24 protein-coding genes are annotated in these 26,520 nt (G+C 65.9%); 16 read left to right on the top strand and 8 right to left on the bottom strand.

Going from position 1 to position 26,520, the window contains the following annotated elements; genetic code table 11:
* Positions 1 to 51: 51 nt before the first annotated feature.
* Positions 52 to 2,574, top strand: a complete 2,523-nt coding sequence (locus ACYX4P_RS12765) for a TonB-dependent receptor (protein WP_476069728.1) — start codon at positions 52 to 54, stop codon at positions 2,572 to 2,574.
* A gap of 10 nt (positions 2,575 to 2,584) precedes the next feature.
* Positions 2,585 to 4,255, top strand: coding sequence for an alkaline phosphatase D family protein (locus ACYX4P_RS12760; protein ID WP_476069726.1), 1,671 nt, complete (start codon positions 2,585 to 2,587; stop codon positions 4,253 to 4,255).
* A gap of 82 nt (positions 4,256 to 4,337) precedes the next feature.
* Here ACYX4P_RS12760 and ACYX4P_RS12755 read toward each other — a convergent pair whose 3' ends face one another.
* Positions 4,338 to 5,690 (bottom strand): MFS transporter, encoded by a 1,353-nt coding sequence (locus ACYX4P_RS12755; RefSeq protein WP_248116900.1) that lies wholly within the window; start codon positions 5,688 to 5,690, stop codon positions 4,338 to 4,340.
* Between the two features lie 214 nt (positions 5,691 to 5,904).
* Here ACYX4P_RS12755 and cyoA point away from each other — a divergent pair, with 214 nt between their 5' ends.
* The 7 genes from cyoA to ACYX4P_RS12720 are packed head-to-tail and all read left to right on the top strand — an operon-like array spanning position 5,905 to position 12,784.
* Positions 5,905 to 7,122 (top strand): ubiquinol oxidase subunit II, encoded by a 1,218-nt coding sequence (gene cyoA, locus ACYX4P_RS12750; RefSeq protein ID WP_248116898.1) that lies wholly within the window; start codon positions 5,905 to 5,907, stop codon positions 7,120 to 7,122.
* Positions 7,123 to 7,135: 13 nt separating this feature from the next.
* Complete coding sequence (gene cyoB / locus ACYX4P_RS12745; RefSeq protein WP_248116896.1) at positions 7,136 to 9,139, top strand: cytochrome o ubiquinol oxidase subunit I; 2,004 nt, start codon at positions 7,136 to 7,138, stop codon at positions 9,137 to 9,139.
* A 2-nt stretch (positions 9,140 to 9,141) separates the two neighbouring features.
* Positions 9,142 to 9,768, top strand: coding sequence for a cytochrome o ubiquinol oxidase subunit III (cyoC, locus tag ACYX4P_RS12740; RefSeq protein ID WP_248116894.1), 627 nt, complete (start codon positions 9,142 to 9,144; stop codon positions 9,766 to 9,768).
* The gene (gene cyoD, locus ACYX4P_RS12735; RefSeq protein ID WP_248116892.1) at positions 9,765 to 10,160 is read left to right on the top strand and encodes a cytochrome o ubiquinol oxidase subunit IV; all 396 of its coding nucleotides are present in this window, start codon (positions 9,765 to 9,767) and stop codon (positions 10,158 to 10,160) included. The genes cyoC and cyoD overlap by 4 nt, the downstream gene beginning before the upstream one ends.
* Positions 10,161 to 10,206: 46 nt before the next feature.
* Positions 10,207 to 10,923: an SURF1 family protein gene (locus ACYX4P_RS12730; protein WP_248116890.1), complete on the top strand. Its 717-nt coding sequence runs from the start codon at positions 10,207 to 10,209 to the stop codon at positions 10,921 to 10,923.
* Positions 10,920 to 12,239 (top strand): ATP-binding protein, encoded by a 1,320-nt coding sequence (locus ACYX4P_RS12725; protein ID WP_248116888.1) that lies wholly within the window; start codon positions 10,920 to 10,922, stop codon positions 12,237 to 12,239. The genes ACYX4P_RS12730 and ACYX4P_RS12725 overlap by 4 nt, the downstream gene beginning before the upstream one ends.
* The gene (locus ACYX4P_RS12720) at positions 12,236 to 12,784 is read left to right on the top strand and encodes a response regulator transcription factor (protein WP_248116886.1); all 549 of its coding nucleotides are present in this window, start codon (positions 12,236 to 12,238) and stop codon (positions 12,782 to 12,784) included. The genes ACYX4P_RS12725 and ACYX4P_RS12720 overlap by 4 nt, the downstream gene beginning before the upstream one ends.
* Before the next feature lie 4 nt (positions 12,785 to 12,788).
* Here ACYX4P_RS12720 and ACYX4P_RS12715 read toward each other — a convergent pair whose 3' ends face one another.
* Complete coding sequence (locus ACYX4P_RS12715; protein ID WP_248116884.1) at positions 12,789 to 13,226, bottom strand: HIT family protein; 438 nt, start codon at positions 13,224 to 13,226, stop codon at positions 12,789 to 12,791.
* 107 nt (positions 13,227 to 13,333) lie between these two features.
* On the opposite strand from ACYX4P_RS12715, the gene ACYX4P_RS12710 reads away from it, so the two are divergent.
* Complete coding sequence (locus ACYX4P_RS12710; RefSeq protein WP_248116882.1) at positions 13,334 to 13,693, top strand: phage holin family protein; 360 nt, start codon at positions 13,334 to 13,336, stop codon at positions 13,691 to 13,693.
* A gap of 3 nt (positions 13,694 to 13,696) precedes the next feature.
* On the opposite strand, the gene cobS is transcribed toward ACYX4P_RS12710, so the two are convergent.
* Both cobS and ACYX4P_RS12700 read right to left on the bottom strand, forming a co-directional pair.
* Positions 13,697 to 14,701, bottom strand: a complete 1,005-nt coding sequence (gene cobS / locus ACYX4P_RS12705; protein ID WP_248116881.1) for a cobaltochelatase subunit CobS — start codon at positions 14,699 to 14,701, stop codon at positions 13,697 to 13,699.
* 59 nt (positions 14,702 to 14,760) lie between these two features.
* Complete coding sequence (locus ACYX4P_RS12700) at positions 14,761 to 15,189, bottom strand: organic hydroperoxide resistance protein (protein WP_248116879.1); 429 nt, start codon at positions 15,187 to 15,189, stop codon at positions 14,761 to 14,763.
* Positions 15,190 to 15,325: 136 nt separating this feature from the next.
* On the opposite strand from ACYX4P_RS12700, the gene ACYX4P_RS12695 reads away from it, so the two are divergent.
* Both ACYX4P_RS12695 and prfB read left to right on the top strand, forming a co-directional pair.
* On the top strand, positions 15,326 to 17,740 hold the full coding sequence (locus ACYX4P_RS12695; RefSeq protein ID WP_476069720.1) for a penicillin-binding protein 1A: 2,415 nt from the start codon (positions 15,326 to 15,328) through the stop codon (positions 17,738 to 17,740).
* A 119-nt stretch (positions 17,741 to 17,859) separates the two neighbouring features.
* Positions 17,860 to 18,982 (top strand): peptide chain release factor 2 gene (gene prfB / locus ACYX4P_RS12690; RefSeq protein WP_248116877.1). Its coding sequence is split into 2 segments (ribosomal slippage): positions 17,860 to 17,928 and positions 17,930 to 18,982, totalling 1,122 coding nucleotides; the frame shifts between segments, so codons are not numbered across the junction.
* Positions 18,983 to 19,066: 84 nt separating this feature from the next.
* On the opposite strand, the gene ACYX4P_RS12685 is transcribed toward prfB, so the two are convergent.
* The 4 genes from ACYX4P_RS12685 to tyrS all read right to left on the bottom strand — a co-directional run bounded on the left by ACYX4P_RS12685 (position 19,067) and on the right by tyrS (position 21,856).
* Entirely contained in the window at positions 19,067 to 19,612 is a 546-nt protein-coding gene (locus ACYX4P_RS12685; RefSeq protein ID WP_248116875.1) for a bactofilin family protein, read from the bottom strand.
* A gap of 113 nt (positions 19,613 to 19,725) precedes the next feature.
* Complete coding sequence (locus ACYX4P_RS12680) at positions 19,726 to 20,187, bottom strand: peroxiredoxin (RefSeq protein WP_248116874.1); 462 nt, start codon at positions 20,185 to 20,187, stop codon at positions 19,726 to 19,728.
* Entirely contained in the window at positions 20,180 to 20,527 is a 348-nt protein-coding gene (locus ACYX4P_RS12675; protein WP_348983608.1) for a GIY-YIG nuclease family protein, read from the bottom strand. Before ACYX4P_RS12675 ends, ACYX4P_RS12680 begins: the two co-directional genes overlap by 8 nt.
* A 75-nt stretch (positions 20,528 to 20,602) precedes the next feature.
* Positions 20,603 to 21,856, bottom strand: a complete 1,254-nt coding sequence (tyrS, locus tag ACYX4P_RS12670; RefSeq protein ID WP_248116872.1) for a tyrosine--tRNA ligase — start codon at positions 21,854 to 21,856, stop codon at positions 20,603 to 20,605.
* Between the two features lie 351 nt (positions 21,857 to 22,207).
* On the opposite strand from tyrS, the gene ACYX4P_RS12665 reads away from it, so the two are divergent.
* The 4 genes from ACYX4P_RS12665 to ahpF all read left to right on the top strand — a co-directional run bounded on the left by ACYX4P_RS12665 (position 22,208) and on the right by ahpF (position 26,405).
* Positions 22,208 to 22,714, top strand: a complete 507-nt coding sequence (locus tag ACYX4P_RS12665) for a DOMON-like domain-containing protein (RefSeq protein WP_248116870.1) — start codon at positions 22,208 to 22,210, stop codon at positions 22,712 to 22,714.
* The gene (locus tag ACYX4P_RS12660) at positions 22,711 to 23,913 is read left to right on the top strand and encodes an exo-beta-N-acetylmuramidase NamZ family protein (protein ID WP_248116868.1); all 1,203 of its coding nucleotides are present in this window, start codon (positions 22,711 to 22,713) and stop codon (positions 23,911 to 23,913) included. The genes ACYX4P_RS12665 and ACYX4P_RS12660 overlap by 4 nt, the downstream gene beginning before the upstream one ends.
* A 162-nt stretch (positions 23,914 to 24,075) precedes the next feature.
* Entirely contained in the window at positions 24,076 to 24,639 is a 564-nt protein-coding gene (ahpC, locus tag ACYX4P_RS12655; RefSeq protein WP_248116866.1) for an alkyl hydroperoxide reductase subunit C, read from the top strand.
* 179 nt (positions 24,640 to 24,818) lie between these two features.
* On the top strand, positions 24,819 to 26,405 hold the full coding sequence (gene ahpF, locus ACYX4P_RS12650; protein WP_248116864.1) for an alkyl hydroperoxide reductase subunit F: 1,587 nt from the start codon (positions 24,819 to 24,821) through the stop codon (positions 26,403 to 26,405).
* The last annotated feature ends 115 nt before the right edge of the window (positions 26,406 to 26,520 follow it).

The raw sequence follows: 26,520 nt of genomic DNA, 5'->3' as shown, positions 1-26,520 counted from the left end.
CATGGCCGGCGCGTAGGCACGGCCCCAGCTTAGCCGAATCTGGGGAATCCAATGTTCAAGACCACGCTGAAGGCGCGCCTGCTGGCCGCCGCGACCCTGACGGGCGCCATGATGGGCGGAACCGCCGCCTGGGCGCAGGAGGCCGCACCGGTCAGCACCGTGGACGAGGTGATCGTCACCGCCCAGCTGCGCGAACAGAAGACCATCGACGTGCCCTTCGCCCTGACCGCCTATTCCGGTCAGTTCCTGGAGAACCTGGGCATTCAGGAGTTCGATCAGTTGTCGGCCTTCGTGCCGGGCTTCCTGGTGCAGAACCAGTCGCCGAACAATCCGGGGTTCGTGATGCGCGGCATCACCTCCGACTCGGGATCGGCCACCGCCGAGCCGCGCGTGTCGGTTTTCCAGGATGGCGTATCGATCTCCAAGTCGCGCGGCTCTTACGTCGAACTGTTCGATCTGGAGCGGGTCGAGGTGGCCAAGGGGCCGCAATCGACCTTGTACGGACGTGGCGCTCTGATCGGGGCCGTCAACCTGGTTCAGAACCGCGCGCGGCCCGGCGTGACCGACGCCTACGCCAATATCGAGGCCGGCAACGAAGGCTATCGCATGGTGGAGGGCGCCCTGAACCTGCCGGTCGGCGAGACCGCGGGCCTGCGTCTGGCCACGCGACTGAAGACCCGCGACGGCTCGGTCGACAATCTGTTGGGCGGCGAGGACTATAACGCCATCGAGACCCGCGGCTTGCGTCTATCGGGCGCCTGGGCGCCGTCCGACGCCACGCGGTTCGACGTGATCGGCAACTATCAGAAGGACAATGCCTCCGGCACCTCGTTCAAATCCATCGCCTATGCTCCGGCCGATCCGAACACCGGCGCGATCCTGGGCGGCAAGGCGCCGTGGGAAGGGGCGGCCCTGACGCCGGGCGCGGCCTTCGACGGCGGCAAGGCGCTGGGTCTGGACCGCGAGGTCTGGGGCGTGACGGGGCTGGCGCGCTTCAATCTCAACGCCGACTGGACGCTGAACTCGACCACCGCCTATCGCGAGTTCACCAACTACGAGACCTTCGACGCGGACGGCGTCTCCCTGCCGATCCTGACGGCGGCCGAGGACACGCATGGCGAACAGTGGAGCCAGGACTTGCGCCTGGGCTTCGACAATGGCGGGCGGCTCGGCGGCTTCGTCGGCGCGGGTTGGTTCCATGAAAAGGGCTATCAGCGCGCGCCGACGCAGTTCGATGAACGGCTGCTGCTGGTCCAGCTGGCCGGTTTGCTGGACGGCTCGGCCACGACGGTCGGAGATCGCACCCTGCCGCTGTCCCTCTATCCGGGCATCGCCCAGGCCGCGCTGGGTGGTCTGTTGACGCCGCTGGGCGCCGGCGCCTTCGCAGGCCCTATCGCCGCCAATCTGAAGCCCGCACACATCGAGACGCCGATCAACAGCTCGGAACTGACGTCCTATGACGTCTTCGCCGACGTGACCTACGCCTTCACCGACCGGTTCGAGATGTCGGCGGGCGTGCGCTATACCCGCGACGACAAGACGACCGGCTTCGCCAGTTCGGTGCAGAGCCGCTCGACCCTGGGCGGTATGCTAGCGCTTCAGGCGGGCGCCATTCCGGCGGCGCAGGTTCCGGCCTTCTTGGGAGCGTTGGCCAATCCGGCCTATCTGGCCCTGCCGGCCAACCTGTTCCCGTTGTTCGGCCTTACCTCCCAACCGACGACGAACAACGGCGACTTCGGCTATTTCAACTCCAAGGACGACGGCGTGACCTGGCGCGTCACGGCGCGATACGCCCTGACCGACGCCACTAACGTCTACGCCAACTATGCGCGGGGTCGCCGGCCGGAGGTGATCAGCGCCGGTCCGCCGTCCGCGCCCGGCGGGGCTGCGCGCTTCACCCCGGTCGACGCCGAGACGGTCGACAGCTACGAGGTCGGCGCCAAGTCAGCCCTGATGGACGGGCGGCTACGGCTGGACGGGGCGGTCTTCCTCTACAACTACGAGAACTTCCAGACGACTGTGCAGCAGGGCACGACCTTCGTGACCACCAACGCCGGCGAGGCCAAGTCCTACGGCTTTGAAGGCCAGGCCAACTTCGCCCTGTCGCCCACGTTCGACCTGTTCGCCACCTATGCCTACAACCATTCGCGGTTCGAGAACGGCATATATGACGGCAATCAGTTCCGCCTGTCGCCCGACCATGCCGCTTCCATCGGCGCGACCTGGCGCCTGCCCACGGCCGGCGGCGAGATCGAGGTTCAGCCGACCTATACGTGGCAGTCCAAGATCTTCTTCGACGACGACAACGACCGCCCGGACCTGCAGACCGTGGCCAGTGGGTCGATCGTCGCCGACCTGATCCAGGACGAATATCAGGGCGCCTACGGCCTGCTGAACCTGCGCGTTCGCTACACGCCGAACGGCGCCAACTGGGGCGTGGAGGCCTTTGGCGACAACATCCTCGACGAGAAATACATCAAGGACGCCGGCAACACCGGCGACGGCCTGGGCATGCCGACCTTCATCGCCGGACGGCCGGCGTCGTACGGCCTGACGTTCAAGCTGAAGCTCTGAGGGCGTGACGATGAAACTGGATCGCCGCAGTCTTCTGGGCCTGATGGGGGCGGGGGCCGCGACGCCCGCCCTGGCCCAAGCCGCCGCCACAGGCCGGGTCGCCTTTCTGCACGGGGTGGCCAGCGGCGATCCCGACACCCGCTCCGCCGTCTTCTGGACGCGCGTCACCCCCGCTGATGCGTCGAGCGGCGAGGTGGCGGTGGTGCTGGAGGTCGCGCGCGATGCGGATTTCCGCGATGTCGTTCGCCGGGCATCGGGTCTGAAAGCCTCGGCCGAGCGGGATTTCACCGTCAAACATGACCTGGACGGGCACGGACTGGCGCCGGGCCAGGACTACTTCTACCGCTTCGTCGCGGGCGAGGTCGTCTCGCCGGTCGGCCGGGTGCGGACCCTGCGGGAAGGGGCGACGGCCGATCTGACGCTGGGCGTGGTGTCGTGCCAGCTGTATCCGGGCGGGCTGTTCAACGCCTATGACGCCTTGTCGAAACTGGAGCGGCTGGACGCGGTCGTTCACCTGGGCGACTACATCTATGAGTACGGTGCGGCGGCCGATGATTACGGCATGACGTCCGGGGCGGCGCTGGACCGCGCGCCCCAGCCGCCGCATGAGATCGTGACCCTGGCCGACTACCGGACCCGTCACGCCCAGTACAAGACCGATCCCGACCTGCAGGCCGCCCACGCCCGTGCGCCCTTCATCTGCGTTTGGGACGATCACGAGGTCGCCAACGACACCTGGATGACGGGCGCGGAAAACCATCAACCCGCGACCGAAGGCGACTTCGCCACGCGCAAGGCCGCCGCGCTTCGCGCCTATTACGAATGGATGCCGATCCGCGAGCCCAAGGCGGGCACGCTGAAGGAGGCGATCAACCGCAGCTTCGACTTCGGCGATCTGGCCAGTCTGACGATGGTCGAGACACGGCTGCTGGCGCGCGGCCAGCAGATGACCTTCGCCGATATTCCCAAGACCGCCGAGGGTGCGCCGGATGTCGCAGCGTTCGAGGCCTTGCGTCAGGCGCCGGATCGCGACCTGCTGGGCGAGGCGCAGCGGCGCTGGGTCGGCGAGACGCTGAGCCGGTCCAAGGCTGCCGGTCGTCCGTGGCAGATCATCGGCAATCAGGTGATCATGGCGCGGGTCAAGGGGCCGGATATCTCGCGCATGATGCCGGCCGAACAGGTGCAGCAGATGATGGCGACCCTGCCCGCCGATGTGCGGCCCCAGGTCGAGGCGGCGATCCAGCTGTTCAAACTGGGCCTGCCGTTCAATCTGGACAGTTGGGACGGCTATCCGGCCGGACGTGAGCGCCTGTACGAAACGTTTGCGGCGGCGGGCGTCTCGCCGGTCGTGCTGGCGGGCGACAGTCACGCCTTCTGGGTCAACGAACTGCACGACAGGGCCGGCGCGCGTCGCGCGATCGAGTTCGGAACCTCCTCGATCTCAAGCCCTTCGCCGGGCGATCATGTCGGCGGTCTGCCGCTGGGCGCAGCGCTGTCGGCGGCCAACCCGGAGGTCAAGTTCTGCGACCAGACGGCCAAGGGCTATGTGCTGCTGACCGTCACGCGCGAGCGGATGACGGGCGAGCTATGGGCCGTGTCCACCATCATGGCCAAACCCTATGAGCTGAAGCGGCTGAAGACCTTCGTCGTCACGCCGGACGGCGATCTGACCGAAGCCTGACCAAGGCGACGACCCCGAAACGAAAACAGGGCCCGCAGTCGTTGCGGGCCCTGTTCTTTTTTGCGTGGCGTCTGAACCGGGATCAGACCGGCTTGGCGCGGGTCTTGTCCGAAGAGCTGCGCGCCAGCTCGCGGTTCAGCCACAGGGCGATAAGGGTGCAGATCGCGCCAGACAGCAGATAGGCGCCGGCCGCGATCAGGCCGAACTGACTGGAGATCCACAGGGCCGCCAGCGGGGCGAAACCGGCGCCGAACAGCCAAGCCAGGTCCGACGTCAAGGCCGAGGAGGTGTAACGGTTGGTCAGGCTGAAGCTGGACGCCACCGGACCCGAGGCCTGGCCGAAGGACAGGCCCAGCAGGATGAAGCCCGAGATCATGAAGACCAGTTCACCGACGGCGCCGCCATCCAGCAGTTGCGGCGCAAAGCCCGAGAAGGCGGCGATGCCGGCGGCGGTGATGGCCAGCAGGGTGCGGCGGCCGTAACGGTCGGCCAGAACCCCCGACGCCAGGATGGCCATCAGGCCGAACACGGCGCCGACCATCTCGATCAGCAGGAAGCGGACGGGGGTCTCATTGGTGAAAAGGAACACCCAGGACAGCGGGAAGACGGTGACCATGTGGAACATGGCGAAGCTGGCCAGGGGGGCGAAGGCGCCGATGGCGATCTTGGGCCCTTCGGCGCGGATGGCTTGGCCGACGGGCGTCGGCTGCAGTTCGCGCGTCTCGAACAGGTTCTGGAAGGCGGGCGTCACAACGATGCGAAGACGGGCGAACAGGGCCACCACATTGATGGCGAAGGCCACGAAGAACGGATAGCGCCAGCCCCAGTCCAAGAAGTCGGGCGCCGACAGGGTGTTCAGGAAGAAGGCGAACAGGGCCGAGGCGACCAGCAGGCCGATGGGCGCGCCCAGTTGCGGAATCATGGCGTACCAGCCGCGCTTCTTCTCCGGCGCATTCAAGGCCAGCAGCGAGGCCAGACCATCCCAGGTGCCGCCCAGCGCCACGCCCTGGCCGATGCGGGTCAAGGCCAGAAGGATCGGCGCCCATATGCCGATGCTATCGTAACTGGGGATGAAGGCCACCGAAACGGTAGAGGTGCCCAGCAGCAGAAGGGCGGTCGTCAGCTTTGCGCCGCGACCGAACTTCTGGTCGATGGCGATGAACAGCACCGTCCCCAGCGGACGGAACAGGAAGGCCAGGGCGAAGATGGCGAACGACAGCAGCGTGCCGCCCACGGCGCCAGCGTAGGGGAAGATCAATTGCGGGAAAACGACCACCGAGGCGATGGCGTAAACAAAGAAGTCGAAAAACTCCGACGTTCGGCCGATAATGACGCCGATGGCGATCTCGCCGGCGTCAACCTTGCCGTGGCCCGTGTGAAGGGCTGCGGCGTCGCGTTCCAGCGACTCGGACGAAGGGGTCGTCGAGGCGGACATGGGCTTGGTCGCTCCGTGTGAGACAGTAGGCTTGGAAAGGCGTACGGCGGATCGCCGCATTATGAACGGGCGCCCTTTGCGATGAAAGCGGCCTCAAGAGGATAGGACAGATTGTCCAATGTCGTTCCAGATCGAAGCTGACTATCGGGCGCAGTTCGAACGCCAACCGTCGCGGCGCCTCCCCCTTGCCCGACGCTTTCCGATTGGATCCGCCTTGCGCCGTCTGCGCCTACTTTTGCTCGCGCCCGTCGTGGCCCTGCTGTCGGCCTGTGACCTGGTCGTCCTGAAACCCGCCGGCGACGTGGCGGCCCAGCAGGGCGACCTGCTGATGGTCTCCACCCTGCTGATGCTGATCATCATTCTGCCGGTGATGGCGCTGATCGTCTTTTTCGCCTGGAAGTATCGCGCGTCGAACAAGGATGCCGAGTATCAGCCGGACTGGGATCACTCGACATCGCTGGAGTTGGTGATCTGGGCCGCGCCGCTGCTGATCATCATCTGCCTGGGCGCCCTGACCTGGGCGGGCACCCACCTGCTGGACCCCTATCGTCCCATCGACCGGATCAAGCCGGGCCAGGCCGTCCCCGAGAACGTCGAGCCGCTGCAGGTCAATGTCGTAGCCTTGGACTGGAAGTGGATGTTCATCTATCCGCAGTACGGCGTCGCGACGGTCAACGAATTGGCCGCGCCGGTGGATCGCCCGATCCGCTTCCACATCACCTCGTCCTCGGTGATGAACAGCTTCTACATCCCCGCCCTGGCCGGCCAGATCTACGCCATGCCGGGCATGGAGACGAAGCTGCACGCCGTCATCAACCGCGCGGGCGAATACGAAGGCTTCTCGGCCAACTATTCCGGCGACGGCTTCTCGCACATGCGCTTCGCCTTCCATGGCCTGGACCAGGCCGGGTTCGACCGCTGGATTTCCGGCGTGCGTCAGGGCGCGCAAACGCTGGACCGAGACCGCTATCTGGAGCTGGAAAAGCCCAGCGAGAAGGTCCCGGCCATGCACTTCGCCAGCGTCGACGGGATGCTGTGGGACGCGATCCTGAACATGTGCGTCGAGCCGGGCAAGATGTGCATGGGCGAGATGATGGCCATCGACAAACAGGGCGGCATGACCATGGCCTCTGTGCGCAACACCATGCCTCTGGTCTATGACAAATACGCCGGTCGCGGTAAGTCGCCGGCCTATTTCGGCTCCAACGACAGCTACGTCATGACCATCTGCACGCCGCTGCAGGCCGAGGCGGCCGCCGCCGACCGCGTTCGCCGCGCCGCGCTGGACACGGTCGTCGCGCCTTCCAGCCTGGATCGGCTTACCGGGCAGGGGCTGTCGCCCAAGCGCGCCTCCCTGGCCGCCCTGACCCCCGTGGCGCCCGGCGCCTTCGCTGCGGCGCCGACCGGCGTCCGCTCCGCACCCAACGCCTGAGCGATCGAGTTCGATGAACGCTGACCAAATCCTTCCGCTGATCTTCGGGCGCCTGACGCTTGAGGCTCTGCCCCTGCACGAGCCGATCCTGGTCGTGACCATGATCGTCGTGGCCCTGGGCGGCGTCGCCCTGCTGGGCGCGCTGACCTATTTCAAACTGTGGGGCTATCTCTGGAAAGAGTGGTTCACCACGGTCGATCACAAGAAGATCGGGATCATGTACATGATCCTGGGGCTGATCATGTTCGTGCGTGGCTTCGCAGACGCCATCATGATGCGAATCCAGCAGGCCATGGCCTTTGGCGGGTCCGAGGGCTATCTGAACGCCCACCACTACGACCAGATCTTCACCGCCCACGGCGTGATCATGATCTTCTTCGTGGCCATGCCGCTGGTGACGGGCATCATGAACTATGTGGTGCCGCTGCAGATCGGCGCGCGCGACGTGTCCTTCCCCTTCCTGAACAACTTCAGCTTCTGGATGACCACGGCCGGCGCGATCATCGTCATGGCCTCGCTGTTCGTGGGCGAGTTCGCGCGCACCGGCTGGCTGGCCTATCCGCCGCTGTCGGGCATTGGCTATAGCCCCGGCGTTGGGGTCGATTACTACATATGGGCGCTGCAGATCGCGGGGGTGGGGACGACCCTGTCCGGCATCAACCTGATCGCCACCATCGTGAAGATGCGCGCGCCGGGCATGGGCATGATGAAGATGCCCGTCTTCACCTGGACCTCGCTGTGCACCAACGTGCTGATCGTGGCGTCCTTCCCGGTCCTGACGGCCGTCCTGGCCCTGCTGACGCTGGACCGTTACGTCGGCACCAACTTCTTCACGAACGACTTCGGCGGCAACCCGATGATGTACGTGAACCTGATCTGGATCTGGGGCCACCCCGAGGTCTACATCCTGATCCTGCCGCTGTTCGGCGTCTTCTCCGAGATCGCCTCGACCTTCTCCAGCAAGAAGCTGTTCGGCTATACCTCGATGGTCTACGCCACGGTCGTCATCACCGTGCTGTCGTACCTGGTGTGGCTGCACCACTTCTTCACCATGGGGTCGGGCGCCTCGGTGAACAGCTTCTTCGGCATCACGACGATGATCATCTCGATCCCAACGGGAGCCAAGATCTTCAACTGGCTGTTCACGATGTATCGTGGGCGCATCCGGTTCGAACTGCCGATGATGTGGCTGATCGCCTTCATGCTGACTTTCGTGATCGGCGGGATGACGGGCGTGCTGCTGGCGGTGCCGCCGGCCGACTTCGTGCTGCACAACTCGCTGTTCCTGGTGGCCCACTTCCACAACGTCATTATCGGCGGCGTGCTGTTCGGCCTGTTCGCGGCGATCAACTTCTGGTGGCCCAAGGCCTTCGGCTTCAAGCTGGACAAGAAGTGGGGCCTGGTCAGCTTCTGGTGCTGGGTGCCGGGCTTCTGGCTGGCCTTCCTGCCGCTGTACGTCCTGGGCCTGATGGGCGTGACGCGCCGGATGCGGGCGTTCGACGATCCGTCGCTGCAGATCTGGTTCGTGATCGCCGCCATCGGCGCGGGCGTGATCGCTCTGGGCATCGCGGCCATGTTCATCCAGTTCGCCGTGTCGATCATCAACCGCGACAAGCTGCGCGACACGACGGGCGATCCGTGGGGCGGCCGCACCCTGGAGTGGGCTACGTCGTCGCCGCCGCCGGACTACAACTTCGCCTCCACGCCGGTCGTCCATGACGCCGACGCCTGGTGGGACATGAAGAACAAGGGCTATCAGCGTCCGCTGACCGGCTACAAGGCGATCCACATGCCGTCGAACACGGGGGCGGGGATCATCATCTCGGGCCTTTGCCTGGTGATGGGCCTGGCCTTGGTCTGGTACATCTGGTGGCTGGCGGCCCTGTGCTTCGTCGGCGTGCTGGCGGTCTCGATCGGCCATACCTTCAACTACAAGCGCGACTACTACATCCCTGCGGATGAGGTGCGCGCGACCGAAGAGGCGCGCACGCGCGCCCTGGCCGGAACGGAGGCCTGATCATGAGCGCGACCGCGATCAAGCTGGACGACCCCACCGTCTTCCACCTGGAAGAGGAGCCGCACCACGAGGAAGGCTCCAGCACCATGCTGGGCTTCTGGCTCTATCTGATGAGCGACTGCCTCATCTTTGCGATGCTGTTCGCCGTGTTCGGCGTGCTGGGCGGCAACTACGCCGCCGGGCCTGGGCCCAAGGAGCTGTTCGATCTGGAGTTGGTGGCGGTCAACACCGCCATGCTGCTGTTCTCGTCGATCACCTACGGCTTCGCCATGCTGGCGATGGACCGGAACAACACGCGCCAGACCCTGGTCTGGCTGGCCATCACGGGCCTGTTCGGCCTGGCGTTCCTGGGCATCGAACTCTATGAGTTCGGGCATCTGATCCATGAGGGCGCCACGCCCCAACGCAGCGCCTTCCTGTCGGCCTTCTTCACCCTGGTCGGAACCCACGGCCTGCACGTCACCTTCGGCATCATCTGGTTGGTGACGCTGATGGTGCAGGTCGGCATGAAGGGGCTGATCCCCGCCAACAAGCGCCGGCTGATGTGCCTGTCGATGTTCTGGCACTTCCTGGACGTCATCTGGATCGGCGTCTTCACCTTCGTCTATCTGCTGGGGATGGTGCGATGAGCGCTGACAAGAACGACCACAGCCCGGACTCGCACGAGACCGATCACCTGGGTCACGAGGCCCACAATCACGGCTCGTTCAAGAGCTATATGATCGGCTTCGTGCTGTCGGTGATCCTGACGGCCATTCCGTTCGCCCTGGTCATGACCGGCGCCCTGCCGGCCCAGGCGACGGCGCTGATCGTCATGGCGTTCGCCGTGGTGCAGATCGTGGTCCACATGATCTACTTCCTGCACATGAACTCCAAGTCCGAAGGCGGCTGGACCATGCTGGCGCTGATCTTCACCATCATCGTGGTGGTCATCGCCCTGTCGGGTTCGCTGTGGGTCATGTACCACCTCAACACCAACATGATGCCGGCGACGCACGACATGACGCAGATGATCGGCTGACGGGGGCGACATCCGCGCGCTTTCTCCAGACAAGACCCGACGACCGATGCGGCTGGCCGTGTCGGTCGCTCTGCTGGTTCTGTTCGCCGGCTTCGCAGCCCTAGGCGTCTGGCAGGTCCAGCGCCTGGCCTGGAAGACCGCGCTGATCGCCCAGGTCGATGCGCGCGTCCATGCCGCGCCGACCCCTGCGCCGGGACCGGATCAATGGCCCGCCGTCACCCGTCAGGACGATCAATACCGCCGCGTGGTCCTGCGCGGGCGTTATCTGCATGACAAGGAGACCCTAGTTCAGGCCGTGACCGACGCGGGGGCGGGCTTCTGGGTGATGACGCCGCTGGTCGATGCGCGCGGCTTCACGGTTCTGGTCAATCGCGGCTTTGCGCCGCCGGGGCGCAAGACGCCCGAAACGCGCGCCGACGGTCAGAACGCCGGTCCGCAGACAGTCGTGGGACTGCTCCGGATCACCGAGCCGAAGGGCGGGTTCCTTCGCGCCAACGATCCTCAGCACGACCGCTGGCGGTCGCGCGACGTCGGCGCCATCGCGGCGCGGCGGGGCTTGAGCGACGTGGCGCCCTATTTCGTCGATGCCGACGCCACCCCCAATCCCGGCGGTTGGCCGCTGGGCGGACTGACCGTCATTCGCTTTCCCAACAGCCATCTGATCTACGCCCTGACCTGGTTCGGCATGGCGCTGCTGACCCTGGTCGGCCTGGCGCTGTTCCGGCGCGAGTGGCGGCGGTCCGCGGATCGGGGCGAGGCGTGACAACCTCGCTCCAGCGTCTGCTCGGTCTGGGCGGGCCGCGCGGCGAGGTCGCGAGCCACGGCGGGGCAAACCGCCGCAACATGCTGCTGCTGATCCAGCTGCGTTGGCTGGCGGTGGCGGGGCAGATGGCGACCATAATGATGGTCGAATATGTGATGGGCATTCCGCTGCCCATCCTGTGGCTGCTGGCGGCGCCGGCTGGTCTGGTGTTGGTCAATCTGGTCAGCGCGCCGTTAGCGGCGCGGCAGGCGGAGGTCGACGACCGCGCCCTGATGATCGCCCTGCTGGCCGATGTTGCGGCCCTGACCTGGCTGCTGTTCCTGACCGGCGGGGCCGCCAATCCGTTCGCGGCGCTGTATCTGTTGCAGGTGGTGTTGGGGGCGGTGCTGCTGGCGCCGGTCTATGCCTGGGCCCTGATCGCGGTGACGACCCTGTGCTTCGCCGGGCTCGGCCTGCATTCCTTGCCGCTGAACCTGCCGTCGGCGCGCGAGGGGTCGCTGCTGGGCCTTTATCTGCAGGGCAGCCTGATCTGTTTCGTGCTGATGGCGGTGCTCTTGGTGCTGTTCGTCACCCGGATCAGCCAGAACCTGCGCGACCGCGACGCCGCCATGGCCGCCATGCGCCAGCAGACGGCCGAACATGATCACATCGTTCGCCTGGGCCTGTTGGCCTCTGGCGCGGCGCATGAACTGGGCACGCCTCTGGCCTCGCTGTCGGTCATTCTCAGCGACTGGAAGCGGATGCCGGCCCTGACGCAGGACGCCGATCTGACCCAGGACATGGAGACGATGCGGGCCGAGGTGGAACGCTGCAAGGCCATCGTGACCGGCATACTGTTGTCGGCCGGCGAGGCGAGGGGGCTGGCGCCCCAGCGCACGACCGTGCGCACCTTTCTGGCCGACGTCGTGGCCAGTTGGAGCCGTGACGGGGTGGCGGTGGATATTCGCGACGAACTGCACGACGACCCGTTGATCATCGCCGATCCGGCCCTGAGACAGGTGCTGGGCGTGGTGTTCGACAATGCGGTCGAGGCGGGGGCGAGGCGGGTGCTGGTCACCAGCGCCCAAACCGACGACGATCTGGTCATCGCCGTGCGCGACGATGGGCCGGGCTTTGCGCCCGTCGTGCTGAAGTCGTGGGGCAAACCCTATAATTCCACCAAGCCGAGGGCCGGCGCGGGCCTGGGCCTGTTTCTGCTGATGAATGTGGTCCGTTCGCTGGGCGGACAAGTCGATGCTTCCAATCCGCCCGCTGGCGGCGCAGAGGTGCGTCTGACCCTGCCGCTGTCGGCGCTGTCGCCAAAGGATCGCCCATGACCGATGACGCCGACAATCACGACCGCCTGCTGTTGATCGTCGAGGACGACGATTCCTTTTCAGCCACTCTGCGGCGGTCGTTCGAGCGGCGCGGCTATACGGTCGTCAGCGCCGCCAACCCCGATCAGATGGCCGATGTGCTGAAGGTGCATCGGCCGGGCTATGCGGTCGTGGACCTGAAGCTGGGCGGGGCGTCGGGCCTGACCTGCGTTGAGGCGCTGCACGCCTTCGACCCGGCCATGAACATCGTGGTGCTGACGGGGTTCGCCAGCATCGCCACGGCGGTCGAAGCCATCAAGCTGGGCGCGCGTCACTATCTGGCCAAGCCCGCCGGCACCGACGACATCGAGGCCGCATTCGCCCGCGCCGATGGCGACGCCGAAACGCCGCTGGGCGCCCGGCCGACCTCGATCAAGACCCTGGAGTGGGAGCGAATCCACGAGACCCTGGTCGAGACCGACTTCAACATTTCCGAGGCCGCGCGCCGGCTGGGAATGCATCGCCGCACCCTGGCCCGGAAGCTGGAAAAGCGCCGCGTGAACTGAGACGTCAGTCCAACTCGGCCGCGATCCGGTCGGCCAGGGCGCGCAGGGTCGTGGCATCGGCCATCGGCGCATGGCCGTGGCCCTTCATCTCCCGGTCGGCCCAGCGCGGCACGATGTGGAAATGCAGGTGGAAGACCGTCTGACCGCCCGCATCGCCGTTGAACTGCATGACGGCCAAACCTTCGGGCTGCAGCGCCTTTTCCACCGCCTTGGCTGTGCGCTGCAGAGCGGCGGTCATCCGGGTCAGAACCTCTGGCTCGACCTCCAGCAGATTGCGCGCCTTGGACTGTTTGGCGATGATCAGAACATGGCCTTCCGACTGGGGAAACACGTCCATGAAGGCCAGAACGTGGTCGTCCTCCCACACTCGCACCGAGGGGATTTCGTCGCGTAGGATCTTGGCGAAGATGTTGTTCGGGTCATAGGCGCCGTGCAGGCTCATGGGCGGTCTCCGTGCGGTATGGCTTTCGATAGCAGCGGGCAGGTCGAAGGGGGAGCCTTCGTCTGCGTCATGTGTTATGGTCACGCTTGAACACCGCGAGGGACGTCATGATCCGTTTCATCATCCAGGCCCTGGTCACCATGGCCGGCCTGTGGCTGTCGGCCAAGGTCGTGCCGGGCGTGGCCTTCACCAGCACCGGTTCGCTGGTCGCAGCGGCCATCATCTTGGGCCTGGTCAACGCCTTCGTGCGGCCGATCCTGGTCGTGCTGACCTTCCCGATCACCGTCGTGACCCTGGGTCTGTTTCTGCTGGTCGTGAACGCGGCCATGATCGGCCTGACGTCGGTCTTCCTGGGCGGCTTCGTGATCGACGGCCTGTGGGCCGGCATCGGCGCGGCCATCGTGACCGGCGTCGTCAGCTGGATCGCCGGCGCCTTCATCGGCGGCGGCGAAGAGGCGCGCCGATAGAGGTCAGCCCACCTTCACCCGCGTCGCCGCTTCGGGCAGGTCTTCGCCGAAGGCGCGCTGGTAGAACTCGGCGATGGTGGCGCGTTCCAGTTCGTCGCACTTGTTCAGGAAGGTCAGACGGAAGCTGAGCGCCAGGTCGCCGCCGAAGATGATGGCGTTCTGGGCCCAGGTGATCACCGTGCGGGGCGACATGACGGTGGAGATGTCGCCGTTCATGAAGGCGTTCCGGGTCATGTCGGCGACGCGGACCATGGCGGCGATGCGGCGCTTGCCTTCGGCGTCCTTCCACTCGGGCACCTTGGCGGCGACGATCTCGGCCTCGACGTCATGGTCGAGGTAGTTCAGCGTCGTGACGATGTTCCAGCGGTCCAGCTGGGCCTGATTGATCTGCTGCGCGCCGTGATACAGGCCCGTGGTGTCGCCCAGGCCGATGGTGTTGGTCGTGGCGAACAGGCGGAAATAGCGGTTCGGGCGGATGACGCGGTTCTGGTCCAGCAGGGTCAGGCGACCCTGCGCCTCCAGCACGCGCTGGATCACGAACATCACGTCAGGACGACCGGCGTCATATTCGTCGAACACCAGGGCGACGGGGCGTTGCAGCGACCAGGGCAGGATGCCCTCGCGGAACTCGGTGATCTGCTTGCCGTCCTTCAGGACGATGGCGTCCTTGCCGATCAGGTCGATCCGGCTGACGTGGCTGTCCAGGTTCACTCGGACCAAAGGCCAGTTCAGGCGGGCGGCGACCTGTTCGATATGGGTCGACTTGCCCGTGCCGTGATAGCCCTGAACCATCACGCGGCGGTCGAAGGCGAAGCCGGCGCAGATCGCGATGGTGGTCTGGGGATCGAAGCGATAGGCCTCGTCGATCTCGGGCACATGGCTGTCGCGCTCGTCGAAGGCGGGCACGGTCATGTCGCTGTCCACGCCGAAGGCTTCGCGCAGGGTCACGCGGCGATGCGGTTCGAGCGTCAGCAGGGGATCGGGGGAGGCGTCGAGCGGGGAGGTCATGGACCTCATCTAGAGGCGCCGCGCGCGCGGCTCAACACGCGCGCGGCCCTTGGCGTCGGTTATTTCGCGCTCAGGCGAACATCGACGTTGTTGCGCGTGGCGTTGGAGTAGGGGCAGACTTGGTGCGCCTTTTCGATCAGGTCGTCGATGACGGTCTGGTCCAGCCCATGATCGGTCACGGTCAGATCGACATCCAGGTTGAAGCCTTCACCCTTGGTGTTCTTGCCGAACCCGACGCCGGCGGTGACCTTGGTGTCAGGGCTGACGGGTGTGCCGGCCTTGCCGCTGACCAGGCGCAGGGCCCCAAGGTAGCACGCGGCGTAACCTGCGGCGAACAGCTGTTCAGGATTGGTCCCGTCGCCGCCTTTGCCGCCCATTTCCTTGGGCGTGGACAGTTTAACGTCGATCTTGCCGTCGTCGGTGGCGGAACGGCCGTCCTCGCGGCCTCCGCCGGACGCGGTGGACTGGGCGCGATACAGAACTTCCATGGTGGGCTCCTAGAGGGTGAGGGCTTGAGATAGGGGGCAAACGGCAGACGGGAAGGGGGCGTTGCATCCCCGCTCTAGCAATCCACCGGCGACGCGGGCTAAAGCAGCCTTTCGAGGCGCGTCGTCGGAGTACGCAGTGAAGATTGCCGAACGCTGGTTCGTGTGGGCGGGCATGGTTCTGCTGGGCGCCATCGCCCTGGCGGGGTTGGTCGTCGCCGTCTATGCGGCGTGGCTGTTCCACGACCTGCCAGACGCTTCGGAACTGGCGGACTATCGCCCGCCGACCGCGACGCGGGTCTATGCCGGCGACGGCACCCTGATCGGCGAGTTTTCGGACGAGCGCCGAATCTATGTCTCCTACGATCAGATTCCGCAGACGGTGATCCACGCCTTCCTGGCGGCCGAGGATCGGAACTTCTTCCAGCACGGCGGAATCGACGTGGGCGGCATCGGCCGGGCGTCGCTGAAGAACGTGTTCAACCTGGCCTCGGGCCGGCGGCTTGAAGGCGGTTCGACCATCACCCAGCAGGTGGCCAAGAACGTCCTGCTGACCAACGAATCCAGCCTGAACCGCAAGCTGAAGGAAGCCATCCTGGCCAACAGGCTGGAGGCGACCCTGTCCAAGCAGCAGATCCTGGAACTTTATCTGAACGAAATCTTCCTGGGATATCGGTCGTTCGGCATCGCGTCTGCGGCCTACAACTATTTCGGCAAGTCGCTGGCCCAGCTGACGCCGGACGAGGCGGCCTTCCTGGCGTCGCTGCCCAAGGGGCCGAACAACTATCACCCCAAACGCCGCCCCGGCGCGGGCAAGGGGCGGCGCGACTGGGTGCTGGGCGAGATGGAGCAGAGCGGCTGGCTGACCCCGCAGCAACTGACCGAGGCGCGCGCCAAGCCGCTGGTCACGCGTGACGCCCCCCAGCGTTCAGACTACAAGGACGCCGACTTCTTCGTGGAGGAGGCGCGTCGTCAGGCGGCCGCCAATCCTCAGTTCGGCGAACAACTGCGCGCCGGCGGCTTCTATATGCGCACGACGCTGGACCCGACGCTGCAGACGGCGGCGCGCCGCGCCCTGATGCAGGGGCTGGAGAACTATGACCGGCGTCACGGCTGGCGCGGCGGCTGGGGCACGACCGAGTTCGAGCCGGGCTGGCAGGCCGAGGCCCTGCGGGGCCAGATCCCGCCCGAGCGCCGTTCCTGGGAAGCGGCCGCCATCGAGAGCGTCAGCGGCAACACCGTTCGCATCCGCACCGCCAAGACCGACAAGACCGGAACCCTGCTGGCCGCCGACGCCGCCTGGGCCAACGCCAATCGCCAACTGAAACGCGGCGAACTGATCTTCGTGGAGCCCAAGGGCGGCCAGTACGCTCTGAAACAGGTCCCGCGCGTCAACGGCGCCCTGGTGGCGATCGAGCCGCAGTCGGGCCGGGTGCTGGCGATGGTCGGCGGCTACTCCTATGCCCTGTCCAGCTTCAACCGCGCGACCCAGGCCAAGCGCCAGCCGGGATCGGCGTTCAAGCCCTTCGTCTATGCGACCGCGCTGGAGGGAGACTTCACCCCCGCCTCCATCGTCCTGGACGCGCCGATCAGCTTCGCCGGCGGACCGAACGGCCAGCGCTGGACGCCCGAGAACTACAGCCGCCAGTATTACGGCCCGCAGACGCTGCGGCGCGGGCTGGAACTGTCGCGCAACGTGATGACGGTGCGCCTGGCCCAGTCGGTTGGCATGAAGAAGATCGTGGAACAGGCGGATCGGATGGGTCTGCCGGGCATGACGCCCAACCTTTCGGTGTCGCTGGGCGCGGGCGAGGTGACGCCGCTGGACATCACGGCCGCCTATTCCGCCTTCGCCAACGGCGGCCGACGGGTGACGCCCTATCTGATCGACTATGTGCAGGATCGCGACGGCGAGACCATCTTCCGCGCCGACAACCGTAGCTGCCGCGAGTGCGGACGCGGCTTCTCGGGCCAGGAATCCCCGCGCCTGCAACAGCGCGGGACGCAGGTGATCGACCCGATCACCGCCTATCAGATGAGCTCCATGCTGGAAGGCGTGGTTCAGCGCGGCACCGCCGCCAGCGCCCGGGGCCTCGGGCCGTGGGTCGCGGGCAAGACGGGCACGACCAATGAATATCGCTCGGCCTGGTTCGTGGGCTTCACCACCGACATCGTGGTCGGCGTCTTCATCGGCTTCGACGACAATCGCTCGCTGGGTTCCGGCGAAGCCGGGGCGTCCGCCGCCGTGCCGGTGTTCACCGACTTCATGCAGACGGCGCTGAAGGAACGGCCGGCTCGCCCGTTCGTGCGGCCCAAGAACGCCATCTTCCGCACCGTGAACGGCATCGAGGAAGCCTTCCGTCCGGGCACCGAACGTCAGGCCCCGCCATCGGCGCCGACTGGCCCGGCGCAACCCGTCGGACCCCAGAACTACTATGACGTGATCCGGCGCGAGCAGGAGGCCGCCAGCGGCGCACCGGCGTCTGCGCCCGCTCCCTCGGCCCCGCCGCCGCCGAAGAAGGCGCCGGCAGAGGACTTGAGCGGATTGTACTGAGGCTCTAGGTAGGCCCATCGAACGGCGCGTCCTCGTGGCGCGCCGTTTTCCATTAATCCTGCCCTATCGCGCGGCCTGCGGGCCTCGCTACTTGAGGGCGTTGTGTCGCGGAGATTGCGATGAGACCGGATGTCGAGGCCATGAAGGCCGACATCGAGCAGAGCGTTGCTCTGCTCAGGAGGCGTCTTTGACTGGGATGTCGCTCTAAGAAAGCTCGATGAGCTGAACGCGCGGGTCGAGGATCCGACGCTGTGGGACAAGCCCGACGAGGCCCAGGCCGTCAGCCGCGAGCGCTCGCAGCTGGAAGGCAAGATCAACACCGTCAAGGCGATGGAGCAGGACCTCGAGGACGGGGTGATGCTGGCCGAGATGGCGGATGAGGAAGGCGACGAGGGCGCGCTGGAAGACGCGCGTGCTTCGCTGCGCGGCATCAAGGACCGCGCCGCCCGCGCCGAACTGGAAGCCCTGTTGTCCGGTGAGGCCGACGGCAACGACGCCTATCTGGAAGTGAACTCCGGCGCCGGCGGCACCGAGTCGAACGACTGGGCCGGAATGCTGCTGCGGATGTATTCCCGCTGGGCCAAGGCGCACGGCTATGAGGTCACGATCGAGGCGCACGAAGAGGGCGAACAGGCGGGGGTCAAGTCGGCCACCATCCTGATCGAGGGGCCGAACGCCTATGGCTGGCTGAAGTCCGAATCGGGCGTTCACCGGCTGGTCCGCATCAGCCCCTACGACGCGGCGGCCAAGCGCCACACCAGCTTCGCGTCCATCGGGGTGTCGCCGGTCGTGGACGACGCCATCGAAATCGACATCAACCCCTCGGACGTGCGCACCGACACCTATCGCGCGTCCGGCGCGGGCGGTCAGCACATCAACAAGACAGACTCGGCCGTGCGCCTGACGCACACCCCGACCAACACCGTCGTGGCCTGCCAGGCAGGCCGGTCGCAGCACCAGAACCGCGAAATGGCCTGGAAGATGCTGCGGGCGCGCCTGTACGAGCTGGAGTTGCAGAAGCGCGAGGCGGCGGCCCAGGCTCTGGCCGACGCCAAGACGGACATCGGCTGGGGCCACCAGATCCGATCCTATGTCTTGCAGCCGTATCAGATGGTGAAGGACCTGCGGACGGAGGTTGAGACCTCGGACACCCAGGGGGTGCTGGACGGCGATCTGGACGCCTTCATGGGCGCCGCGCTTGCGGCCCGGGTCGGCGAGACGCGAGGATCCAGCGTCGATTAGGCAAAAGGGGCGGTCCGATGGACCGCCCCTTTCATTTTAGGCTACCAGCCTTTGGCCCTGCTTGAGCCCGCGTCGATTGCAGGTTCAGGCCGGCGACTTGGTCTCGGCCTTGTCCGCCTTTTCAGTTTTTGGCGCTTCCAGCATGGCGGCGCCGGGGGTGTCGCGCTTGGCTTGGTTGCAGCGGCCCTGGAACCAGGCGCCTTGGTCGATAGCCAACTGCTCCTGGGTGATGTCGCCCTCGACCCGGGCGGTGGCGTAGAGCTTGACCTGTTTGGCCACGATGGCGCCCGAGACGCGGCCGCGCACGTCCAGCACGTCGGCATGGACCGTGCCCTCCACCGAGCCGCCTTCGCCGATGACCACGCGCGAGACGCGCACGTCGCCCTTCAGCGAGCCGTCGACCTGAAGCTCGCCGGCGCCGGAGATGTTGCCTTCGTACTTCACGCCTGCCGACAGGGTGGACAGGTTGCTGGATCGCGGCGCCGTCCGTGCAGGCTCTGGCGCGCGCGGGGCCGCCGCCGCCGTCGGCAGGGGCGTCTGGGCGGGCGCAGGCGCCGGGGTGGGCTCTGGCGCCGGGGGGATGCCCAGCCCCTGTGATCCGTTGTCGTAGGATTTGCTCTTGGTGAACATGGTGCGCTCCGCATCTGCCAGCCAAGGCCGGCCAAGCCCCTATAGCCCTCAGGCCCACTAGGCCGTGGGCGGGCGGCCCAGGTCAAGCGCCGCTTCCGAACGGCGCTCGCCGATCACAGAGCCTTTACGGCCTCCAGCACTTCGGCGGCGTGGCCGGCGACCTTGACGTTGCGCCAGACGCGGGCCACCCGGCCATCCGCATCGACCAGGAAGGTCGCGCGCTCGATGCCCATATACTCGCGACCGTACAGCTTCTTCTGCACCCACACGCCCCAGGCCTCGCAGGCGGCGCCGTCCTCGTCGGAGGCCAGGACGACTGCCAGGTCGTATTTGGCCTTGAAGCGGTCGTGCTTCTTCACCGTGTCCTTGGACACGCCGATGACGGTCGCGCCCAGGGCGGCGAACTCGGCGGCTAGGGCGGTGAAGTCCTGCGCCTCTCGCGTGCAGCCGGTCGTGTCGTCCTTGGGGTAGAAATAGACGACGGCGGGCTTGCCCTTGAGGGCGGCGAGGGAGACGTGGCCGCCGTTGTCGGCGGGCCGGTCCAGGGCGGGGGCGAGGAGGCCTTGTTCAATCATCGGAAGCGCCTTCTTTATTTCCGCTCATCCCCGCGAAAGCGGGGACCCAGTCTTCAGCGTCCTTCAAATCGCCAAGGCGAACATGGTCGAAGAGATCACGCCAGTCTGGATTCTGTTTCGCGATCAGTTCGAGTTTCCAACTGCGGTTCCACTTCTTGATCTGCCGTTCGCGACGAAAAGCGCCTTCGCGAGTCTCGTGAACCTCGAACCAGACCAGCACATTAACGTCGTACTTGGCCGTGAAGCCGGCGAAGGTCTTGTTCTTGTGCTGGTCCACGCGCTGGATCAGATCGTCGGTCGAACCCGTGTAAAGGGTACCGTTTCGCCGACTGGCGACGATGTAGGTGAAGAAGGCTATGCTTTGACACCCTCTGGGTCCCCGCTTTCGCGGGGATGAGCGGGATTAGGGAGCGGATCAGACCGGCTTCACCAACACGATCTTCTTCTTGCCGGCGGCAAGCTTGATGACGCCGTCCTTGAGGTCGGCCTCGGTAAGCAGCTGGCCGCCGTCGGACACGGCGGCGTCGTTCAGACGAAGGCCGCCGCCCTGGGCCAGGCGTCGGGCCTCGCCGTTGGAGGCCGTCAGGCCGGTCTTGGTCACGACGGCGGCGATCATGGCGCCGTAAACCTCGGACGCAGAGAGTTCGACGGTCGGCAGGTCGGCCGAGACCTGCCCCTTTTCGAAGGCGGTTTCGGCGGCGGCGCGTGCGGTCGCGGCGGCTTCGGCGCCGTGCAGCATGGTCGTGCAGGCGTCGGCCAGCGCCTTCTTGGCGTCGTTGATGGCGGCGCCTTCCAGCGCCTCATATCCCGCGATCTCGTCGTCCGACAGGTCGGTGAACAGGCGCATGAAGCGGCCTACGTCGCCGTCCTCGGTGTTGCGCCAGTACTGCCAGTAGTCATAGGGCGACAGGGCGTCGGCGTTCAGCCAGACGGCCCCGCCCACGGTCTTGCCCATCTTCTGGCCCGAGGCCGTGGACAAGAGCGGCGTGGTCAGGCCGAAGGCCGCCTTTTGGTCCACCTTGCGGGTAAGTTCGACGCCGTTGATGATATTGCCCCACTGGTCCGAACCGCCCATCTGTAGCGTGCAGCCATAGCGGCGGTTCAGCTCCAGGAAGTCGGTGGCCTGCATCAGCATGTAGTTGAATTCGAGGAAGGTCAGCGGCTGCTCGCGCTCCAGGCGCAGCTTGACGGAATCGAAGCTGAGCATCCGGTTCACGGTGAAATGGGTGCCGTAGTCGCGCAGGAACTCCAGGTAGCCCAGCTTGGACAACCACTCGTCATTGTCGACCATGGTGGCGTCGGACGGGCCGTCGCCGAAGGTCAGGAACTTCTCGAACACGCCCTTGATGCCGGCGATGTTCTCGGCGATCCGCTCCTCGGTCAGCAGGGGACGCTGGGTGTCCTTGAAGCTGGGGTCGCCCACCTTGGTCGTGCCGCCGCCCATCAGGACGATGGGTTTGTGCCCCGCCTGCTGAAGACGGCGCAGCAGCATGATCTGGATCAGGTGCCCGACGTGCAGCGACGCCGCCGTGGCGTCGAAGCCGATATAGCCCATCACCACGCCTGTGGTCGCCGCCTCGTCCAGCTCGGACGGGTGGGTGATCTGATGGATATAGCCGCGCGCCTGCATGGTGCGGAGGAAGTCGGATTTGAAAGTGTGTTCGGTCATGGCGAAGCTCCGTTAGCAAAGATGCCGACAGGCGTCTGCCCTTTGCTGGCGGGTTAGGAGAGACGAGGGGCTCGGACGGTCGGGCGAGAAAACACCGTCTGAATAGTCTGAATAGTCTGAAATACGGGTCGGGCGAAATTGCACTGCACCGTAGAAAACAGTGCAATGTGCAAGAAGGTGTAATTGGGCGGCGCGCTCCAAATGGCGGGAGCCGGCATTATAGACCGGACCTGAAAAGCGGGCGCCAAAAGCCATGATGCCGGGCGCAAAGCCTTGTGGGCAAAGGGATTGACGCCGACCAATGGGATGGAGACGCCGTTGACCGGCGCCGGGCTTGCGATACGAAGAGGTATGCGCCTGCCCCTGATCCCGCACCCGACATCCAGCCCTGCGGGGCTGACGCTGGAGGTCGCGGCGCGGCGGGCGGGGCGAGTGTTGAGCCTGGAATATGTGCTGGCCGGGCCGGTCGAAATGCTGCGATGGCCGCAAGGCGCGGAACGGGTGCGGACCGACGATCTGTGGCGGGCGACCTGTTTCGAGGCGTTCGTGCGGACGGCGGATGGCTATGTGGAGTACAATCTGTCGCCATCGGGGGCGTGGGCGGCCTATCGATTCGACGGCTATCGCGAGGGGATGAAAGCGCTGGAGATGTCGGCGCCTTTCATCGTCACGCGGACGGCGCCGGGGCGGTTCGTGCTGACGGCCGACGTGACGTTGCCCGAGGATGCGGCCAAGCCCGTGGGGCTGACGGCGGTGATCCAAGGGTTGGACGGGGCGATGGGCTATTGGGCGCTGGCGCATCCTTCGGATAAGCCCGACTTTCATCATCCCGACTCGTTCGCGCTGGAGCTGACATGAATTTCGGTCTCGACCGCCTTTTGTCCGACGCTGCGCTGCGGGCGCCGTTGAAGGGGCGGCGCGTGGCGTTGCTGGCGCATCCGGCGTCGGTGACGAAGGACCTGACCCATGCGGTGGATGTGCTGGCCGCCTGTCCCGAGATCGCGCTGAGCGCCGCCTTCGGACCCCAGCACGGGATGAAGGGCGACCTGCAGGACAATATGATGGAGAGCCCGGATTATCGCGATCCGGTCCACGGCATTCCTGTCTTCAGCCTGTATGGAGAGGTGCGTAGGCCCAAGGACGAATGGATGGAGACGTTCGACGTCATCCTGATCGACCTGCAGGACCTGGGCTGCCGCATCTACACCTATGTGACGACGCTGCTCTATGTGCTGGAGGCGTCTGCGAAATGCGGCAAGGCGGTCTGGGTGCTGGATCGGCCCAATCCGGCGGGACGGCCGGTCGAGGGGCTGACGTTGAAGCCGGGATACGAGAGTTTCGTCGGCGCCGGGCCGATGCCGATGCGCCACGGCATGACCCTGGGCGAACTGGGACGGTGGTTCATCGATCACTTCAAGCTGGACGTCGAATATCGGGTGATCGAGATGCAGGGCTGGGCGCCCGAGCAGGGGCCGGGCTTCGGCTGGCCGCTGGGCGAACGGTCGTGGGTCAACCCCAGCCCCAATGCCCCGAACCTGTCGATGGCGCGGGCCTATGCCGGGACGGTGATGCTGGAGGGGGCGACCCTGTCGGAAGGGCGGGGTACGACGCGGCCGCTGGAGTTGTTCGGGGCGCCCGACATCGACGCGCGGGCGGTGATCGCCGAGATGAAGGCGCTGGCGCCGGATTGGCTGGCGGGCTGCGTGCTGCGACCCATGTGGTTCGAGCCGACCTTCCATAAGCATGTCGGCAAACTGTGCAGCGGCGTCCAGATCCACGTCGACGATCCGGCCTACGACCATGCGGCGTTCAGGCCGTGGCGGGTTCAGGCGCTGGGGTTCAAGGCGATCCGGCGGCTGTACCCAGACTACGATCTGTGGCGTGATTTTCCGTATGAGTATGCGTTCGGCAAGCTTCCCATCGACGTGATCAACGGCGGGCCCGGTTTGCGGAAATGGGCGGACGACGCGGGCGCGACGCCGGCCGACCTGGATGCGGCCACCAAACCGGACGAGGGGGCGTGGGAGGAGACCAGGCGGCCGTTCCTTCTGTATTGACGCTGGTCTTCGTCATCCTGGAGGCAAGGCCGAGAATGACGGGTTAGGGCGCATCATTTTGTATAACTAAAATCTATCACGCACCTGCAAATAAGTGATTGGGCTTATTTGGTGCGGTGCGGTAGGAAGGGGCCTCCCAACCACTTGCATTGGATTTTCCGCATGGCCCTCATCAACACGACCCTCAAGCCGTTCACGGCCGAAGCCTATAAGGACGGCAAGTTCCTGACGGTCACGGACGCCGATGTTGCGGGCAAGTGGGCGATCTTCTTCTTCTATCCGGCCGACTTCACCTTCGTCTGCCCGACCGAACTGGAAGACCTGGCGGACCACTATGCCGAGTTCCAGAAGCTGGGCGTCGAAATCTATTCGGTGTCGACCGACACCCACTTCTCGCACAAGGCGTGGCATGATTCGTCGCCGGCCATTGGCAAGATCACCTACACCATGCTGGGCGACCCCTCGGGCGTGGTGACCAACAACTTCGACGCCATGCGTCCGGGCGTGGGCCTGGCCGACCGCGCCACCTTCCTGGTCGATCCTGACGGCGTGATCCAGTTCACCGAGACGACCTCGGAAGGCATCGGCCGCAACGCCGCGGAACTGCTGCGCAAGGTCAAGGCCGCCCAGTATGTGCGTTCGCACCCCGGCGAAGTCTGCCCGGCGAAGTGGGAAGAAGGCGAAGCCACCCTGGCCCCGTCGCTCGACCTCGTCGGCAAGATCTAAGACCCCAGGTTTGATCGGCGGCGCGGTTCAAACGCCGCCGATCATCGGCGCCGGACAAGATCCGGCGCCCGCAGAGGCCGTGGGGTGCGTAGCGTTTCAACCCTGCGGCCTTTTTGCGTCCAGCCCTCGCCGAGGCGGCTTGAGGGCGACGTCCAATCCCAGAATTCACGAGGACCCCCATGCTCGACGCCAATCTGAAATCTCAGCTCGAGGGCTACCTCAAGAACATCGTCCATCCGGTGGAACTGGTCGCCTCGCTGGGCGCGGGACCCAAGTCGCAGGAGTTGAAGGTCCTGCTGGAGGACATCGTCTCGGTCTCGCACGGCAAGGTCGAGATGGGCCGGGACTATGACGACGAACGGCAGCCCAGCTTCCTGATCCGCCGCAAGGGCACGGACATCGGCGTGCGGTTCGCGGGCATTCCGCTGGGCCACGAGTTCACCTCGCTGGTTCTGGCTCTGCTGCACGTCGGCGGCCATCCGTCCAAGGCGGCGCAGGAGGTGATCCAACAGGTCAAGGACCTGGAGGGCGACTATCTGTTCGAGACCTATTTCTCGCTGTCTTGCCAGAACTGCCCCGACGTGGTGCAGGCGCTGAACCTGATGAGCGTCATCAATCCGCGCATCAAGCACGTCGCCATCGAGGGCGGCCTGTTCAAGGACGAGGTCGAGGCCCGCAAGGTCATGGCCGTGCCGACCGTCTTCCTGAACGGCGAACTGTTCGGTCAGGGCCGGATGGAGCTGGAGCAGATCGTCGCCAAGATCGACACCGGCGCCGAGGCGAAGGCCGCCGAGAAGATCAAGGCGAAGGATCCGTTCGACGTGCTGGTCATCGGCGGCGGTCCCGCCGGCGCGGCGGCGGCCATCTATACGGCGCGCAAGGGCATCCGCACGGGCATCGCGGCCGAACGATTCGGCGGGCAGGTGCTGGACACCATGGCCATCGAGAACTTCATCTCGGTGCCCCATACCGAGGGGCCGAAGCTGGCCGCCCATCTGGAGCAGCACGTCCGCGAGTACGAGGTGGACATCATGAACCTGCAGAAGGCGGCCAAGCTGGCGCCGTCCAAGGTTCCGGGCGGTCTGCATGAGGTGGTGCTGGAGAACGGCGCGTCGCTGAAGTCGCGGACGGTGATCCTGTCGACCGGCGCCCGCTGGCGCCAGATGAACGTGCCGGGCGAGGATCAGTACAAGAACAAGGGCGTGGCCTATTGCCCGCACTGCGACGGCCCGCTGTTCAAGGGCAAGCGCGTGGCGGTGATCGGCGGCGGCAACTCAGGCGTCGAGGCGGCCATCGATCTGGCCGGCATCGTCGCCCATGTGACCCTGATCGAATACGACAGCGAACTGCGGGCCGATGCGGTGCTTCAGCGGAAGCTGGCGACCCTCCCCAACGTGCGGATCGTGACATCTGCATTGACGACCGAAGTGCATGGCGACGGCGAGAAGGTGACGGGCCTGTCCTACAAGGACCGCAACGCCGACGCCCATCACGACGTCGATCTGGAGGGCGTCTTCGTGCAGATCGGTCTGGTTCCGAACACCGAATGGCTGCATGGCGCGGTCGCCCTGACGACGCGCGGTGAGATCGAGGTCGACCATCGCGGCGAGACAAGCCAGCCGGGCGTCTTCGCCGCCGGCGATGTGACGACCGTGCCGTACAAGCAGATCGTCATCGCCATGGGGGAAGGCTCCAAGGCGGGCCTGTCCGCCTTCGACTATATGATCCGCACCGTCCCGGCCGAAGAGGACGTCGAGGCGGCGTAAGCGATCGGGGCCGTGCGAAGGGGCTTTGCACGGCCCGCCGATCATTGACGACGCCGCCAGCGATGGTTGCGGCTTGGACAAGACAATCTGTCACGTGGAACGCAACTGTCGCAAT

This window comes from Brevundimonas sp. ABV4_179 (assembly GCF_056311945.1).
The sequence above is the reverse complement of the archived record's forward strand: the minus strand, read 5'-3'. Positions and strand labels throughout refer to the sequence as shown.